Genomic DNA, 14,869 nt, shown 5'->3' with positions numbered 1-14,869 from the left:
AAGCGACGGCCGCATCAGGAACCCAGCTTGAGTTCCTTCAGCAGCGCGGGAGCGATGACGTCCGCGTTCATCACGAAGAAGCCTGAAATGCCCATGACGGCGTTCAGCGCGGGCGAACTGTTGTTTGTGCCTTTGGCGCGGCCGACCTGTCGGACGAGCGCGAAGTAGACGATCAGCGCGCCGTAACAGGCAAAATAGGTGTGCCAGACGGTCAAGATTGCGGTGAGGGTCTGTAACGGCCCTCCTTTTGCGGCGTTGGAGAGCGTGTCCGTCGAGAAGCTGAGCTTTTGGGACGCTCCCAGGTCAACGTTGGCCGCAAAGCCGAGTGTACGGTTTCCCACATTGAGGAATTCCGGAAACGACAGGAACGTCGCCCCGACTGCGATCATCAGTTCGGGGACGAACGGCTTGGCCAGCAGGCCGTTCGGTGCCGCAGACCGTTGCAGAATTTCGAGGAGCCCGCCGACAAGGAACCAGGACCCGCCGACGTAGCACAGCAGCGGGAGGACCCACGACAGGGCGAGACCGATGTCTTGTGCGAAGTCGAAGAGACCTTCCATGACGTCGGCTCCTACCGAATGACGCCATGCTCGGTGTGGACGACGAACGCGTTGCCGATTTGCGTAATGCCCTTAACGGCACCCCAACCAGGAACGGTGTCGTCGTTGACGACGCGGATTGCGTTCCCCGAACTATCCTGGAGTATCGCAATACCAGGTGCCCCCGCCTGCACGTGATAGACTGGGCGTGCCGGCTCGCTTGGTCCGGTTGGCGCAATGGGCCGAGCTACTGAATTCGGGGGTGTCGCGTGGCTTTGTGGCGACCGGGCTGGACCAGTTTCCTGTGGCCGTGCCGTAGCCGCTTGAATCGTTGTCAGGGTCTTCTCAACCAGATCCTCTCGGTGCTGCAGTTCATCCATCCGGCCGCCGGCTGCTCCGATCCTCTCCCCGAGGGACACCTGCAGGCTGCTCATCTGCTTCTCGAGCGTCGCGAGATGGTCCGCCAGGCCTGCCATCTGCTTGGCGAGGTTGAGCTCAAGCATCTCGTCCCTGCTGGGAGCGGGGCTTTCAGTGTTCGCTGATACGGTCGGGGCTGGCTGCGTACTCGGGGAGGGGGGGACGGTCTGGTTCGCTGTTGGGGCGGCCGTAAGGGGTGGCGTGCCAGGTTGCGAAACAGGACTGGAAGGCTGCGGTTGCGCCGGAGCCGGAGCCGGAGCCGGAGCTGGGGCGATGGCCGGCGTTGGTTGCGCGGGCGCGCTGGGCACAGTCGCTACAGCAGAGGGCCCGGGAATACCCGCACCGCCGAAGGGCTCGTCGGTGTTTGGAGCGTCCTCCTGCCCGGCGGGCGAGGGCATGGCAGGCGGGGTCAGCGCATTTGCTGGAGGAACGTCCCGCGCGGCAACGGCGACCGAAGGGGGGGGTGTCTTCGCCGCAGAGGACGACAGAGAGCGGCCTTTGGGCCCTGCGTTCCACAGGTGAGGCCCGACCAGTGCGGCGCCCGCTACGACGGCGGTCGCTGCGGTCGCAAGGAACATCGGTGTGGTGAGGCGCCTTCGCCCGGGGCTCCCACGTTCACCGTCTGTCGCAGCCGGCACCCTGCCGTGGGAAATCCGGCCTCCCGCTTCGCTGGCGTCCTCACCGGACGCATCGAGCGCCGATAGTTCCTCGGACTCCGTGGCGGGGTCGTTTGTGCCGCTGTCCTCGTCGGTTCCCTGTGCGCGGCGGCGCGCACGCAACATTGGGGTCACGTCGGAGACATTGTCATGTCGCATCGCGCTACCTCGCATGAGTGTCTAGCCCTCCTTTCGGCGAGGATCAGGATCTCGCATGCGTATGTAACCGCGGGGTTCTGGCGCTATTCGCCGGGGGCGAAGACGGGTTCCTCAAAAACAACACCGACAGGATCGCCGGACCGTAGCCAGACCGTCGCCTGTTGGGGGGTCGCCTGCTGGAGGATCTGGCCGAGCTGTTGTCCCGCCTTGCCGGCGGCAACCCCCATTTGTTGGGGCAGTGTCAGGTGTGTGAACGAGGCAAGGCCAACCCCGCTCGTATAGCGTAAGCGCCGATGTAAGGCGGCGTTGACGTAACGACTATTTGGCCTTTCGCTGGCGGGGTGCCCATTTCTTTGCCAGGGCAGTGAAGCGGGTTTGGATCAAGTCGACGTTTGGCTGAGTGTGGAGATCATGGGCGTCCCCCAGGGCTTCCAGTGCGTCCTCATGAAATTCATGCGTCGGATCAGTGAGGGCCTCCAGCTTTTCAGCATAGCCCCAGGGGCCTCCCGAGTCCTCGGGCGGACACATTCCGGTGGCCTCGAGCAGGCGTGGATAGCTGGCGTGCGGGTCGGCAGGGGCGATATCGTGGATCCTGACGCTATGCTCCCAGCCATCGCCGAAGTCGTAGAGGTATCGGAAGGACTTGCCTCGCATTTCCTCCAGAGCCTCAGCCAAGGTCGTCTTGCGCGCATCGAGCGGACCATCGAGACCATAGGAGGGGTCGGGGATGCCGAATCCCGTGCGTCCGAAGGTCAGTTCCCACAAGTGGCTGTCGGTCCATGCCAGCGCAGCCTGGAGGACGGTGTGCAAGCGATCGAGCCTGATACCCAGCGGCACTTCGATCATACGGCTCACAGCCGGTGTCACGTCATCCAGTGTGATCGTCATCCGCACGACGAAGGCATTGCTCAAGCAGCATGCTCCAGTTTTTGGATCTCTCTCGCTGCCTGCCAGTTCCAGGGCAGGAGTTCGTCGATCCGGTTAATCGGGTGGTTGCCGATACGTGCGATGACGTCGGTGAACCAGGCTTCGGGTGCACGCTGTTCAGGCGGCAGGTCTCGACCAGCGAGTAAAACAGGGCCGAAGCTCGCCCCTTGGTCGAACCGACAAACATCCAGTTGCGGCGGCCAAGGGCAACCCCCACGCAGGGAATTTTCGACCAGATTATTGCTGATTTCGAGCAGACCGTCATCGCAATAGCGGACCATCGCCGCCCAGCGGTTGAGCGGATAGCGGCATGCCTTTGCCAAGGCACTGTCCGATGACAGCCCCCGCATCCGCGCTTCCAGCCATGGTCGCAAGGGTAGCCAGCTTCGGGCATGCCAACTGCTGGGCGAACCTGCCGTCGTTCATCGGGAGGCGCCCCCTTGATGGCGCGTTCGATCGCGAAAAGCTCGCCGATCCTTACCACGGCCTCGGCCGCGATCGGCGACGGGTTCTTTTCCAGGATGTCGGTAAACTTGCGTCGCGAGTGGGCCCAGCAGCCGACCTCGGTTACCTCGCGCGGTGCCTTCGTGCTGGGATCACGGTACAGCGTGTTGTAGCCGGCGTAGCCGTCCGCCTGAAGATATCCCCGATAGCCGGCGAGATGAGCTGCGGGATGCTCACCACCGCGACCGATTGTAAAGCGGAACGTTACGGCGGGCGGGCGCATGTCACCGCTCGAACGATCGTCGCGCAGATAGACCCAGAAGTACACGGTGTGGCTACCGCCCTCGCCTGTGAGCAATGTGACCGGCGTCTCATCACCATGTATCTTGGAAGCTTCGAGAATGTAGGAGAGCAGCCGTTCGCCGAGCGGGGCCATCAGCCAGGCCAGTTTGCGGGACCAGCGGCCCATCACATCGCGATCGATGTCCACGCCCAGGCGACGCAGGATCATCGATTGACGGTGCCAGGGCTGATGATCGACGAAGCGGCTGACGAGAAGATGCGCAAGCAACGCGCTGCTCGCCATCACCTTCGGCAACGGCAGATCAATGGCTGGAGCCTGGCCGATTTTCTCGCAGGAACGACAGGCGATGCGGGGACGAACATGGCGCAGGACGCGGAAGCGGGCCGGAACGTAGTCCAGCACTTCGGTGACGTCCTGGCAGATGATGGTTTCGGCGCCGCCACAACCGCATGGCTGCGGTGATGCTCCGTCGTCACGCGCGCGGATGTGCGCGGGGATTCGGCGCCAGGGTTCCAGCTTTCCGTGCAGATTGCGGCTTTGACGCTGCGGGAGCATCATCGTTGGCGAGTTGGGAGGCATCGACCTTCTTCGAACATCAGGCGCAGTTGCGCGATGTCCATCTTCTCGGAACTGCGACCGAACTGGATGCGCAGAAGCCGAGCAAGGCGATGCTCCAGCTTTTCGATTGTCAGGGTCTGGATTTTGACGGTCTGCTTCGTTGCCCTCAGTTCGCTCCGTTCCAATTCCATGGCTTCGGCCATCTCCGCAGCATTTTCTGCAGGAGAACCGGATCTGTGGGGAGGCGATGAAGGTCGAACCGCATGCCTTGAACTATAGCGCGAGCAACGTTCCGATCCTATATAAAACCTCAGTTTTCTGCGGTTTTACCGTTCACGCAAAGGTCGGTGCAGGCACCTCGTCATGGATGATCGCCTGCCTCCAATCGAGACCTTCAATCAGCATCGCCAATTGCGCAGCCGAGAGTCGGGCTGCCGCCCCGTCCTGGGTTCGGGGCCACACGAACTTCCCACGCTCAAGGCGTTTCGCATACAGGCAGAGCCGACCCGTCCCAGACCAGCGCCTTCAACCTGTCACCTCTTTTGCCGCGGAACAGGAATACAGCGCCGGAGAATGGATCGAGTTGCAGGATATTACTAACCTGGGACGACAATCCGTCGAAGCCTTTGCGCATGTCGCACGGCGCCAGCGACAGATAGATCTTCGCCGACGGCGGCAGCGTCAGACTCAACGTTCAAGCTCCCCGACGATGTCGAGGACCAGCCTCAGTGCTTCCCGGTCAACGAGCCTGTCGACCGATACGGTGAAGCCGCCCTCCCGCCGAATGTCGATGCGGCCGACCTCCGATGGCTTTGCAGGAGACTCGGAACTCACCAGTTCGACCGGCACGAACCCGGCCATCGCACCGCGCACCAATTGCTTGCGCCATGTGTATAGCTGGCCAGTTCCGATCCCGTAGCGTCGCGCCACTACCGCAACGATAGCGCCTGGCTGCGTCGTCTCTTTCAGAATCGCGAGTTTTTCCTCATTGCTCCAATGCCGCCGCCGCTCCATTCGCACGACCGCTCCACCATCCCGGCATGCGCTCATACGAGGCTCTTTTGACTGCTCAATATCCACTCGCAAGGCCTCCATGTGCCTCGCCAGCTTCACGCTATTCCCGCCCCGAACAAGGTCGGGTTCCGTCGGCGCTTACCGTATAGCTGCTCGTGTTCGTATTCTGCATCGCGTTGCCGAGGCCTTCGACGAACGCCGCGGCTGTCGGCAGAATGATTCTTGTCGCGATATGCTCGTCGACGTCTGACGCGACACCAGTCTCTGCCGTATCGGGTGAAACAGCGTAGGCGGAAATGCCGATCGGGTCGGCATCCCCGATCATTAGCTTGTCGAACTTGATTACGAGGAAATTGTCTTTCTTCTGAAACGCACCAGAGACGCGAGCGTGGATGAGCGCTCCGCTATCGATTTCGACGAGCGCTTGACCGCCAATATCGCTGTTCGCAGTGAGCACAGCATGTCCGTAGACCCCACGGCCCGCTGCGACGAGCGGACGCCCCTTTTTCTTGTGCAGTGAATCTGCTGCAGAGGGTGCCAATCCGGTAGCGGTCGGGGCCGCTTCCGGCCCTGATTGCTCAGGAGTGCGCGTAAAAGCCTGTCCGTTCGACCCTTGCTTCGTTGCTACAACGCCCTGGCTCGGCAGCTTTACATCGAGCGACGGGGCATGGCTGCTCCATGCGGCGAATAGTTCCGCTTCTGCCAGGTCGGAAAGACTTTCATTATTCGCTCCGCGGGATCCGCGTGCGCGGTGATTACCGTGGGACGCATCTTCCGCTGGGTCCCGCGTAAAAGGGTTGCTTCCGTCGGGTGATTGCGGGGGATCCTGGTGGTGCACTGCCGGCGGCGGAGCGCCGGGAGGTGGTGCGGTGGAATGTCCGTGTTCGCCCGGGACACTGCCGATGACCGGGGCGTTGTCTCCCTTGAGGTGATCGTTTGTCGCGAGCGCGCTTGCGAACGACTTGTGGCTCGCCTCGGCCGCTCGAGCGTCCGCCATTTCCTTGTCTCGTACGGTCCGGTCGAGCATGTCCGAGTGATTCTGGCCCCCTGCTGGCGCCGCCATCTGAGGCGGCATCAGATCGCTGGCCTTCGGCCGAGGGTGATCGTCTCGCGCGAGGAAATACCAGCCACCCCCGAAGACGACGGTCAGTCCGAGAACTGCCACGCCGATGGATCGTGTAGCGACCAAACTCTTTCCGAGTGGCGTGCGGCTAATCGGCGTGGCCGGAGGTCCGTCGCTCATGGGGCGTCTTCCGAGAGGGACACGCTGACCATCCGTGTTCCGGTTGATACGAGGACGACCGAAGTTTCCGGAATCTCGAAGATTCCTACATCATACTCGGACTGGTGGGCGCTCGGGGCTGGAGATACGGGCCAATATCCATTGTCCATTCGAAGAAACATCTCGTGGCCGATTTTCCATGCACGCGTATGATCAGGGCTGACACCGCTCACTGTAAGCGGAATGGCATCGGCCGGCGGCGCACCATCGAGCAAGGCGTTGAAGAACGACGCGCCCGTGACCGGGGCATCCGCCTCTGTTACCAGGACGGACTTTGCATTGGGGCCTCGCCCTTGCACCCGGGCGGTCAGGTCGGCGTCGTAAGCGCCCGTGCCCGCCATAATCATGAAGTTGATGGGCTTTGGCGCCCCTTTCAGGCTCACCAGGACGCCGCCGTGGGCGTATCGGGAGATGGGAGTTAGCTGAAGGACGTTCGAACCTGCCTCGGGCACGCAGGCGTATATACCCACCCCGCGCACGGCTGGATTTTGGCCCTGTCCCCTCGCATCGCAGCCGCCACCCTTGTTGGTCGCGAGATCCCACGCAATGGGCCACGGTTGGCCCGTTTCATCAAGAAACGTAATTGAGGCGGGATAATCCTGGGCTATGCGTACGATATTGGTTTGAGCGCCCGGCGCGAGCGAGATTGTAACCGACCTGGAAACGGGCACGGCAAGGCGGTGCGGGTCGTCGATCCCGTCAAGGTTCTTCTCCGCCTGATCGTAGCGGTCGTATAGCCCTCTCATGACCGGCGGTGGCGGGAGATTGCGAAATGCGGGATCAACAGGGTTGTGGTCCTGAGCCTCCGGTTGAGATTGTGCGAACGCCGCCGAGTGAACGGTGGCAAGCGCAAGGCAGCCGCCGACGAAACCATAGAGACGGCGCATTTACCCTCCGTTATCCGAAGCGCGAGGCGCGTTGAGCTCTGTGATCATGAGCCCATCGGCGTAATCGGGCGCGTTTGTTCTTCGAATTGTCACGTCAATGGAGAGTAGATTTGTTGTAGAACCTGAGGAATTTTCCCATCGGAGCAGCATCGGGAAGTGTACGTGCCATTCGTATTCCCCGTGCTCAGTCTTTCCCTCAGACCTTATCGTTGCTGCGCTCTTTGGAGAAGCGGTCAGGAAGACACGCTTCTCCTTGATGAATTCGATGTTTCCGGGTCCCTTGAACGCTTGGCCCCAGGCGTTCCACGCTGGAATGTCGAAATCGGCAGCCGCTGCTGAGAGGTGCTTACCATAATCGACGTAATTCATCGTGTAGAGGTTTGTTACTTTAGCGACGGCCCAATTCGTGATTTCCGAGTCTGAAAAATATGGCTGATCCGTCACGATGAGCTCGCGGGGCTTTCCCAGTGAATCGTGATAGATGTAACGCACATGTGGCGTGTGGGAGACCTCGACGACCAGGGCCAGCGCGAGAAGTATGTTCAGGCACAAGCTTACCGTGAAGGCGAGTAGTGCGTGTTTGACCGTGCGCTGGAGAAATTCCGGATCAAGGAGGCGGCGCTGCAACGCCATGCGACTGTTCAACATCAATGAATGCTGCCAGTGGCACTTCGTGCAATTCGGAGTTGTCCAAGCCGGCTGTAATGCTGTCGTCGGCGGTCTTTTGCGTTCTGATAGAAGACGGTCTGCGTTATCTGGCAGACTCTCTCTATCATCTGTTCTACCAGTACTTGGCTCTCAGGGACTTCGAGCGGGTTTTCGCTGGGCGCTGACTTGAGAAGGGTCAGGCCCGCGCGGCTAGGCAGCCCAGCGCGTTGAGCTGCTGTTTTGATCGTACCGACCGGAAGCCCGAGATGGTCCGCGATGTACGTAGGCGAGTACAGACGTTTCCACAATTCCGCGAGATGAGTGATCGCCGCACTGTTCCAGATCGCCCGCCCTGATCGAGTCCGTGGGATGACGGATTTTGGACTGGACGGCGATGTCTCTCGGTTGACAGTGGTTCGCAATTGTGCGGGGGGGAGTTCAATAGCAGAGGCGGCGTCAGCCGCCCGTCCGCGCAGCGGACGCCTTAACCCCAGCGATCGTGCTTTTGCACGAATTGCGCTTACGGAACGACCGAGGTCTGTTGCTATGTCCGTTACCGGCTTGGCCGTCGGGTACACGCGCTCAAGTAAATCTTCCTCGTCGCGCAGCCAGAAGCGTGTCGGCTTCCATTCGTTGTGCGTATAGTGCGCGCTTGCGCGCCACTCGCCAAGGGTCTCGTATAATGTCTTGCTGAGATCAGCGGGTTCGGGCGGCGGCCCAACCTTTATCGGACGCCTGTAATAGCGAAAGCAGACTGCGCTCTGCAGCATCGACCCTCAATCCCTGGTGTTCGAACGGTGTGAATGTATCCTTTCGATGCAGCATAGTACAAAATGTTCCGCAGTTCGCCCTATTTTTAACACTATGTTTAGATCCGCGGGGCTACAACTAAATGGCGAGTAACTGCCAAAAATACCTGCTTATGGCCACAACGCATATCAGATATGCGCAAAACGCTTATCAGCGACATGCCATTCCCAAGTGACCGTGCGCGCTCCGAGTTACACACGAGTTCATTATTCTCCCCACGAACAAGCAGATTCAGGAAGCGAGCCGCAATAGTCAGTTCGCGGCACATTTTCTTGCTGGGGAAGGGCTGCGCGATGTCGAACGAAGAGCGGGAGAGTAATGACCGGGAGAACGACAAGAGGCCCGATTGGCTGACCTATAAACACGCCCGGGAGGCGTTGGCCCAGCCACGGCGGGACCTGATGCGATTTTTACCACCATCGAGACCGGCCCCCGCAGGGGTAAAGGAGCCATGAGGACTTTCGCGAGGGCGGGGTTAACAATCCTCACACTGGCCTCTTCTTTTACCCCAAAGGTGGTGCGTGCTGATGACACGCCTGCCGGGTGCGAGGCCCTGGTGCAGGCGGCGGCGACCGGGATCGCTGCCGACCTCAAGGCGGATGACGCGACGATCCATCAACCTCAGTCGGTAACCAAGTTCACCTGTCTTGGGAATTTCTTTAACGGTATTGGACTCGATGTCCTTACCAATGGGATCAATATCGCGAGCATTGCCCAGGCTGCTATGGGTAAAGTGTGTTCGGAACTAACGTCCGAGTGGGAGAGCTTGCAAGGCGCCGCCCAGTGCGGCTTGTCGGTCACCGGGCTCGACACGAATTTCAACCTCGGCCTGGGCGCGGGCAGCTTCTGTCCAACTATCAATGTCGGCGGTGGCGGTGACAATCTTCTCAGTGCTGGCATGAATGCCTCGGGGAATGTTTCGTGGGATGTCTCTGGGCGAACACAACTTCCCGACGGATATTCCATGTCTTTGATTGGAAGTAGCACCGGCTATTCTACGGTGGAACAGTAATGGCTCGGATCACAAGTTCCTTCACGCGCTTTTTGGCCGTTGTTACGTTCTCATTCATTGTCGGCACGATGAGCGCGCCCCGCCCAGCCTATGCGCTGTTTGATAGCGTTCCGATCGTGCATGCGATTATGGAGATGCAGGCAGTGCTCAATGGCACGCTGTCGGCGTTCCAAAATATGGTGAATCTGGCGCTTGGTCGAATCAATGGGGTTCTTGGGCCAGGCTTCGCCCAGCTCAGCAACTACATGAAGGCGCAGGTCGGGGCGCAAGAACAAATTGCCGATGCAACTAACATGGTGAATGCGCGGCTGGCGCGCGAGGTGCGAAATTCCGAACAACGCAATAATCATGCTGTAAACCGGCAGGACTGTCTGAATCTCGAAGGCGGGCAGGCCGCCGTCGTGGCGGCGAGGAAGGGTGGCGACGTAGCGGCTGCCCTCGATTCAGGCAAAAGCGGGAGAGCCGAGGCGCACAAGGGTACTCCAGCATGGGAGGGGGCCGGGCAGGCACAGCAGGCCGCCAACAATAACCATTTCAGTCTGTATTGTTCAGACGCGGAAGCGGATGCCGGCGTCTGCACGCTCGCGTCCCAGGAGCAAAAGGACGCGGACCAGAACGCGAGCAGCCTCCTCACGCCGCCTGTCTATGTCGACAAGCAGGCAATTACGCGGGCGAACGATTATGCCACAACGCTGATCCAACCGTCGCCTCCGGCAGCTCTGCGCGGGAGCAGCCTTACGTCTATCGAGGGACAAGGTTCGCTTCCTGGGCGCAGGGCCTACAACGCGGCTATCACATTGGCGGAACACGTCACCGATGGCGTCTTGGGTTGGCACGCGAATACCGTGTCGCTGAGTTCCGCGCAGAAGGCGGAGGCAACACGGGAAGGAATAACGAATACCGATGCCGGCAGCGAATACGAGGCGACTGACCTCGAGATAAACCGGAAATATAGTGGTACGGATTGGCAAGCTGACCTTCAAGCAATGCCGGCGCCAAAATCCGTTCTCGTTCAGATTGCGCTGCTCGATGCTCAGCGGAACTGGATTCTCTGGCAGCAATACAAGCTGGAGCAACAGCGCGCATTGATGGAGGCAACAAGGCTCTCCATCGAAGCCGAGCGCCGTTTACGACCGGTCACACCGATGCCGGTTCCAACCTCAACACTGAATTAGAGGACTTCGTCATGTCGGAAACAGGCGTAGCCGCATCTGGGCCCCTGGGAATGGCGCTGGCAGCGCTCGACGCGCAGCAAGCTCGCGTGCCCGAGGCGGGGCGCGGGCTCGGAAAGGAAGTGGCCGATTTGCGAGAGCGGCTGGAGGAGAACCCCCGCCTGGAAAACGACGCCCGTTTTACCACGGAGGTCGCTTGGCTTGTCCAGGATTGGAAGGCGCTTAGCGGCACTGGGGAGGATCCCAAGATTTCCCCGCTCCTCGCGGCCGGTCTCCGCAGCTTCGCGACGGACCTTCCCGGTCTCGAGAACGAAGAAATGAAGGGAATGCTCCGCCAGGCGGGTGATCTTGAGGATCGCTCACTCGCCCGAGACATCAGGCAGCAGGCGCTTCAGGTCGCAGAAATGACGCCGGAGGACCAGGCGTCGATTGCGGCAGCAAGGATCGCCGCAGTGCTTGACTACCGCCTCGGTCGCGCGAACGCTGCACCTGCACCTGCACCTGCACCTGCACCTGCACCTGCACCTGCACCTGCACCTGCACCTGCACCTGCAGGTGCACCCGGAACTCCGCCCGAGCAGGCAGATGTCGCCGAGCCACGTTCCCAGCCGGAAAATGGTCCGCCGGGCGGCGGGGATGGGGAAAGGCCGTCTGGAAGCCCGGCGGCTGGCTTTGCGGACAGCGATCCCTATCCTCCATCGGGAGCGGAGGCACCTGAAATTCCTCCAGGGGAAGATGAGGGGTATTGGGGTTCGGTAGAATCCGAGGCAGAGCGCGGGCGAGAGAGTGGGACTCAGGCGCCGGGCACCAAGGCTTCGGAGCCACCACAGGATAATGCTCCGGACGATGGACGGTCGGCCTCTTCAGCCGATCATAGTGAGGCTGTGGGCGAAGAGGCCGACAGGCAAAACCGCGAGCGTCAGCAGCGGCGCTCCGATGAAGCCGAAAGTGAAGTGTACGATGCCCGGGCGGGTGGTAACGGTCCGGCTCAGGAGGCTGCGACCGGTACAAAAGCAGGTGGCGGAGACAATAGTCGTTCCAGCGAGAGGAAAACGCAGACGCAGCAGGATCAGCCACACGCCGGCGGAAAGGTAGCGCGAGAGATTGGCGCAGCGAGCTTTGCGCGCAATGCGTTCGGAAATTTCATGGCTGACCGGCGGGAACAAAGTGATGCTCGCCATTTGGAAACTCGCACCCGGAAAGTCCGCGACGCCACACGGGCGGTTGAGGAAGATCTCGGAGCGCTGAGAAAGGTGGGACAAGACTTTTTCGAGGCCTTCGACCAGGCGGCCGCGAAAGAGGGGGCGGGGCCCGAGAAGGTAATTGCGGGCATGACCGAAAACGGGCCGTATGGGGACCTAAGGAAGGAATACCACACTGCGGTCGATCAGACGCCCGGCTTCGCTGACGCCTGGGAGAAGCTTAGGAAATCCGCGGGGCGGCTTGGGAAAGAGGCGGAACTTCTCGCATCCGATGCATCCGTACGCGGGGCCTCCGGCGACGCTTCGGTGAAGGCGGCAGAGGAGGAGGCTGCGAAGGTAGGACACAAACTCGAAAAATTGCCGGGCCATGAGCCTGGAAAGGATTTTATCAAGGAGGTCGGCGCTGCGCTTGAAAGGCTGGTGAACCGCTTCCGCGATTTTTTTACAGAAGACCGAAAGCGGACGAGGGACCGGGCGCCAGATAACAGTCCCAGCCCTGGGGCCTGATCAAATGGGCCTGTTGAGAGTCGAGAACGTCAAAAAAGGCGCCCGCCACGGTGTGATCGCCCTCGCGATGCTCTGCGCGCCTTTTGGAACGGCGTTCGCAGATACAGACCCGTCCTCAATTTCCTGGAGCGACCTTAGCGCGGGGGACGATTGGAGCGCCCAAGTTCTGGACTCTCTGTTCCCAATGACATCCGGCGGCTCAACGGCTGCCGGCACGATGCTTCAGTACATTTCTGCCTATGTGATGCTGATTGCCGCATTCTGGATCACATACGGCTCCGTCGTCCAACTGCATAGGACCGCAGAGTCAGGCAAGATTCTTTCGGCGCACTTTTCTGGCTGGGCGCCGATACGGATCGTGATGTCCGTAGCGCTCATGGTCCCCGTGGCATCGAATAATGGGTTCTCCGTGGGCCAAGCCATCCTTGTTCAGGACCTGGCTAAACCCTCGATCGGCATGGCCAGGAATCTTAACAACGTGGTGGCGAAAGCGGTTGGCCCTGACGCATTGCCAATTGCCGAGCCAATCATTCCCGGGACACGTCAGGTCGTGATGGCGGTCATGGAGAGTGAGTTGTGCCGCGCACTGGTTGGGGCCGCGACCCACAACCCGCTCGTCGCGCCCGAGCCTTCGGTCGTCAACCCGGGGGGCGGAGCCGCGGTAACAGTTGACTATAAGCTGTCATCGGGGAACGCGAGTGGCACGTCCGTCTGCGGGAGCATCCGGGTGAGCATCCCGAGCCAAGAGGGACAGCACGCGCTTGGGACGACGATCGATCTCTCCGACGTGTCCGCGCAACAAGTGACAGCGCTCAAAAACCTCATAGAGGCTGTCCGACCACCGATGGAGACCTTGGCTACGACCTTGTGGCAGACCCGTGATGCAACGGCATTGCGAGCCATGGACGCCGTCCTGGTGTCTGCGAACACAGCATATTCGGCCGCATTAACCTCTGCCGCAAGCACAGCCGTAAGCAAGATCCGAGCTCAATACTCTGACGGTGCGTCCTCCACCACCGATTCTGGCTATTTGGCGATGAAAAACCTCGGCTGGACGGGGCTTGGCGCCTATTACCTCGAAATCTCGCGGCTCAACTCTGAAGTGCTCGCTGTGGCGTCGATCGTCCCTTCGGTGACTCACCCTAACTGGCAGGGGCTCGGTCACGATTTAATGCTGGATCTCGCAGCTTCCGCGGATGCCATCGAGCGGTACCAGGCGACTGAAGAAAAGCAGCTTGCCGCCGCTGACAGTCCGAGCGCTCCCAATGGGGCCACGCGTCTTTACCACAATGGGGAGATCCCAGACTCTGCCGAGAGCGGGTTGGACAAAGCCCTCCAGGCGGTTGGCGTGTCGAACGGCTTGATGACGTTGATCGTGAATCATCTCATTTCGCCAACGTCGGGCACGGGTTGGACCGACCCGCTCGGTGCGATGATAACCCTCGGGCACATTCTGATTCACACGGCGCTGGCAATCATCGGGGGCGCAGCAATCGCCAGTAGCAAGACTGCTTCCGGTCTGGCGACTGCCGCGAACCTCGTGACGGGTGACCTCCCTGCCGCTGCTGCCTCTGCCACCACATTTGCGTTGAGCGGGTTGATCAAGGCGCTCCTGACGCCGATTTTCGCGGGCGCTTTTCTGCTGCTCGCTCCTGGAATCACTCTCGCGTATGTGCTGCCAATGACGCCCTTCGCCTATTGGACAGTGGGTGTCGCGGGTTGGTATCTGGTCGTCATCGAGGCGGTTGTCGGGTTCCCGCTTTGGATGCTGGCTCACATGGTATTCAAGGGCGACGGTCTGCACGGTGGCGGCCTGCGCGGGTATGAGGTTTTGTTCACCATCATCTTCCGACCAGTGATGATGATCGCCGGCCTTATCTTCAGCTACACAGTGTTTGCGGCCATATCGTGGTTGATCATGAAAGGCTTTACAGTAGCAACCGGCTTTGTGTTCGATCATGGATGGCTTCTGGACAATATGATCGGTCTGATCGTGCTCCTGTGCATGTTTGTCACGATGGAAATGAGCCTCGCGGTCATGGCGTTCCGGCTGATCTCAACGTTGCCGCATCACATTCCAGCCATGGCCGGCATGACCAGCATTGGTCGTGTCGATAGTGACGATTTCTCGGACAAAAGTACTGGGCGGGGTCTCTCCACGCCCACGGAGAAAGCCGCGGGTTTCGCACAAGATATTGCTTCGGGTGCAGGTGGCGTAGGCAACGCCCATGGAACCATCGACAATGCAGCCGCGCATCCGGTAGACTCCGCGACGCAATCGCTGATGCAAATTGCTGGTCCGGCTAAGGACTGAGTCTGAAGGAGCTGAGC

Annotated in this window: 16 protein-coding genes and 2 pseudogenes; 4 read left to right on the top strand and 14 right to left on the bottom strand. The window is 60.5% G+C overall.

Features of this window, described 5'->3' with window-relative positions:
* Nucleotides 1-14: 14 nt before the first annotated feature.
* From ACMAUO_RS20785 to ACMAUO_RS20730, 12 genes and pseudogenes are all read right to left on the bottom strand, one after another.
* A complete protein-coding gene (locus ACMAUO_RS20785; protein ID WP_420358805.1) occupies nucleotides 15-560 on the bottom strand; it encodes a hypothetical protein in 546 nt (181 codons plus the stop codon).
* Between the two features lie 11 nt (nucleotides 561-571).
* Nucleotides 572-1,042 (bottom strand): hypothetical protein, encoded by a 471-nt coding sequence (locus ACMAUO_RS20780; RefSeq protein WP_420358804.1) that lies wholly within the window; start codon nucleotides 1,040-1,042, stop codon nucleotides 572-574.
* 1,047 nt (nucleotides 1,043-2,089) lie between these two features.
* Entirely contained in the window at nucleotides 2,090-2,683 is a 594-nt protein-coding gene (locus ACMAUO_RS20775; protein WP_420355401.1) for a plasmid pRiA4b ORF-3 family protein, read from the bottom strand.
* Nucleotides 2,680-3,048 (bottom strand): IS66 family transposase, encoded by a 369-nt coding sequence (locus ACMAUO_RS20770; protein ID WP_420358826.1) that lies wholly within the window; start codon nucleotides 3,046-3,048, stop codon nucleotides 2,680-2,682. Before ACMAUO_RS20770 ends, ACMAUO_RS20775 begins: the two co-directional genes overlap by 4 nt.
* Before the next feature lie 62 nt (nucleotides 3,049-3,110).
* A pseudogene (gene tnpC / locus ACMAUO_RS20765) lies at nucleotides 3,111-4,001 on the bottom strand (IS66 family transposase); the annotation flags it as partial.
* Nucleotides 4,001-4,207: an IS66 family transposase gene (locus tag ACMAUO_RS20760; RefSeq protein ID WP_420358803.1), complete on the bottom strand. Its 207-nt coding sequence runs from the start codon at nucleotides 4,205-4,207 to the stop codon at nucleotides 4,001-4,003. The pseudogene tnpC and the gene ACMAUO_RS20760, both read right to left, overlap by 1 nt.
* 130 nt (nucleotides 4,208-4,337) lie before the next feature.
* Nucleotides 4,338-4,638: pseudogene (gene tnpB, locus ACMAUO_RS20755) on the bottom strand (IS66 family insertion sequence element accessory protein TnpB).
* Between the two features lie 53 nt (nucleotides 4,639-4,691).
* Nucleotides 4,692-5,099, bottom strand: a complete 408-nt coding sequence (gene tnpA / locus ACMAUO_RS20750) for an IS66-like element accessory protein TnpA (RefSeq protein WP_420355398.1) — start codon at nucleotides 5,097-5,099, stop codon at nucleotides 4,692-4,694.
* 19 nt (nucleotides 5,100-5,118) lie between these two features.
* Complete coding sequence (locus tag ACMAUO_RS20745) at nucleotides 5,119-6,261, bottom strand: hypothetical protein (RefSeq protein ID WP_420358802.1); 1,143 nt, start codon at nucleotides 6,259-6,261, stop codon at nucleotides 5,119-5,121.
* Nucleotides 6,258-7,187: a DotH/IcmK family type IV secretion protein gene (locus tag ACMAUO_RS20740; RefSeq protein WP_420358801.1), complete on the bottom strand. Its 930-nt coding sequence runs from the start codon at nucleotides 7,185-7,187 to the stop codon at nucleotides 6,258-6,260. Before ACMAUO_RS20740 ends, ACMAUO_RS20745 begins: the two co-directional genes overlap by 4 nt.
* Nucleotides 7,188-7,820, bottom strand: a complete 633-nt coding sequence (locus ACMAUO_RS20735; protein ID WP_420358800.1) for a DotI/IcmL/TraM family protein — start codon at nucleotides 7,818-7,820, stop codon at nucleotides 7,188-7,190.
* Between the two features lie 14 nt (nucleotides 7,821-7,834).
* Nucleotides 7,835-8,605: a hypothetical protein gene (locus ACMAUO_RS20730; RefSeq protein ID WP_420358799.1), complete on the bottom strand. Its 771-nt coding sequence runs from the start codon at nucleotides 8,603-8,605 to the stop codon at nucleotides 7,835-7,837.
* A 491-nt stretch (nucleotides 8,606-9,096) separates the two neighbouring features.
* Here ACMAUO_RS20730 and ACMAUO_RS20725 point away from each other — a divergent pair, with 491 nt between their 5' ends.
* Entirely contained in the window at nucleotides 9,097-9,657 is a 561-nt protein-coding gene (locus ACMAUO_RS20725) for a hypothetical protein (RefSeq protein ID WP_420358798.1), read from the top strand.
* Nucleotides 9,657-10,832, top strand: coding sequence for a conjugal transfer protein TraW family protein (locus ACMAUO_RS20720; protein ID WP_420358797.1), 1,176 nt, complete (start codon nucleotides 9,657-9,659; stop codon nucleotides 10,830-10,832). The genes ACMAUO_RS20725 and ACMAUO_RS20720 overlap by 1 nt, the downstream gene beginning before the upstream one ends.
* Nucleotides 10,833-11,204: 372 nt before the next feature.
* Here ACMAUO_RS20720 and ACMAUO_RS20715 read toward each other — a convergent pair whose 3' ends face one another.
* Nucleotides 11,205-11,390, bottom strand: a complete 186-nt coding sequence (locus ACMAUO_RS20715; RefSeq protein WP_420358796.1) for a hypothetical protein — start codon at nucleotides 11,388-11,390, stop codon at nucleotides 11,205-11,207.
* 302 nt (nucleotides 11,391-11,692) lie between these two features.
* Entirely contained in the window at nucleotides 11,693-12,010 is a 318-nt protein-coding gene (locus ACMAUO_RS20710; RefSeq protein ID WP_420358795.1) for a hypothetical protein, read from the bottom strand.
* Between ACMAUO_RS20710 and ACMAUO_RS20705 the strand changes: the two genes are divergently transcribed.
* Together ACMAUO_RS20705 and ACMAUO_RS20700 are read left to right on the top strand one after the other, a co-directional pair.
* Nucleotides 12,011-12,538 carry a hypothetical protein gene (locus ACMAUO_RS20705; RefSeq protein WP_420358794.1) on the top strand — a complete coding sequence of 176 codons (528 nt, stop codon included), beginning with the start codon at nucleotides 12,011-12,013 and terminating at the stop codon, nucleotides 12,536-12,538.
* 4 nt (nucleotides 12,539-12,542) lie between these two features.
* A complete protein-coding gene (locus ACMAUO_RS20700; RefSeq protein ID WP_420358793.1) occupies nucleotides 12,543-14,852 on the top strand; it encodes a DotA/TraY family protein in 2,310 nt (769 codons plus the stop codon).
* Nucleotides 14,853-14,869 lie beyond the last annotated feature (17 nt).

Origin of the sequence: Gluconacetobacter brunescens (assembly GCF_048695475.1) — a bacterium.
Taxonomy (GTDB): Bacteria; Pseudomonadota; Alphaproteobacteria; order Acetobacterales; family Acetobacteraceae; genus Gluconacetobacter.
This window is presented reverse-complemented; position numbering and strand designations above follow the sequence as displayed.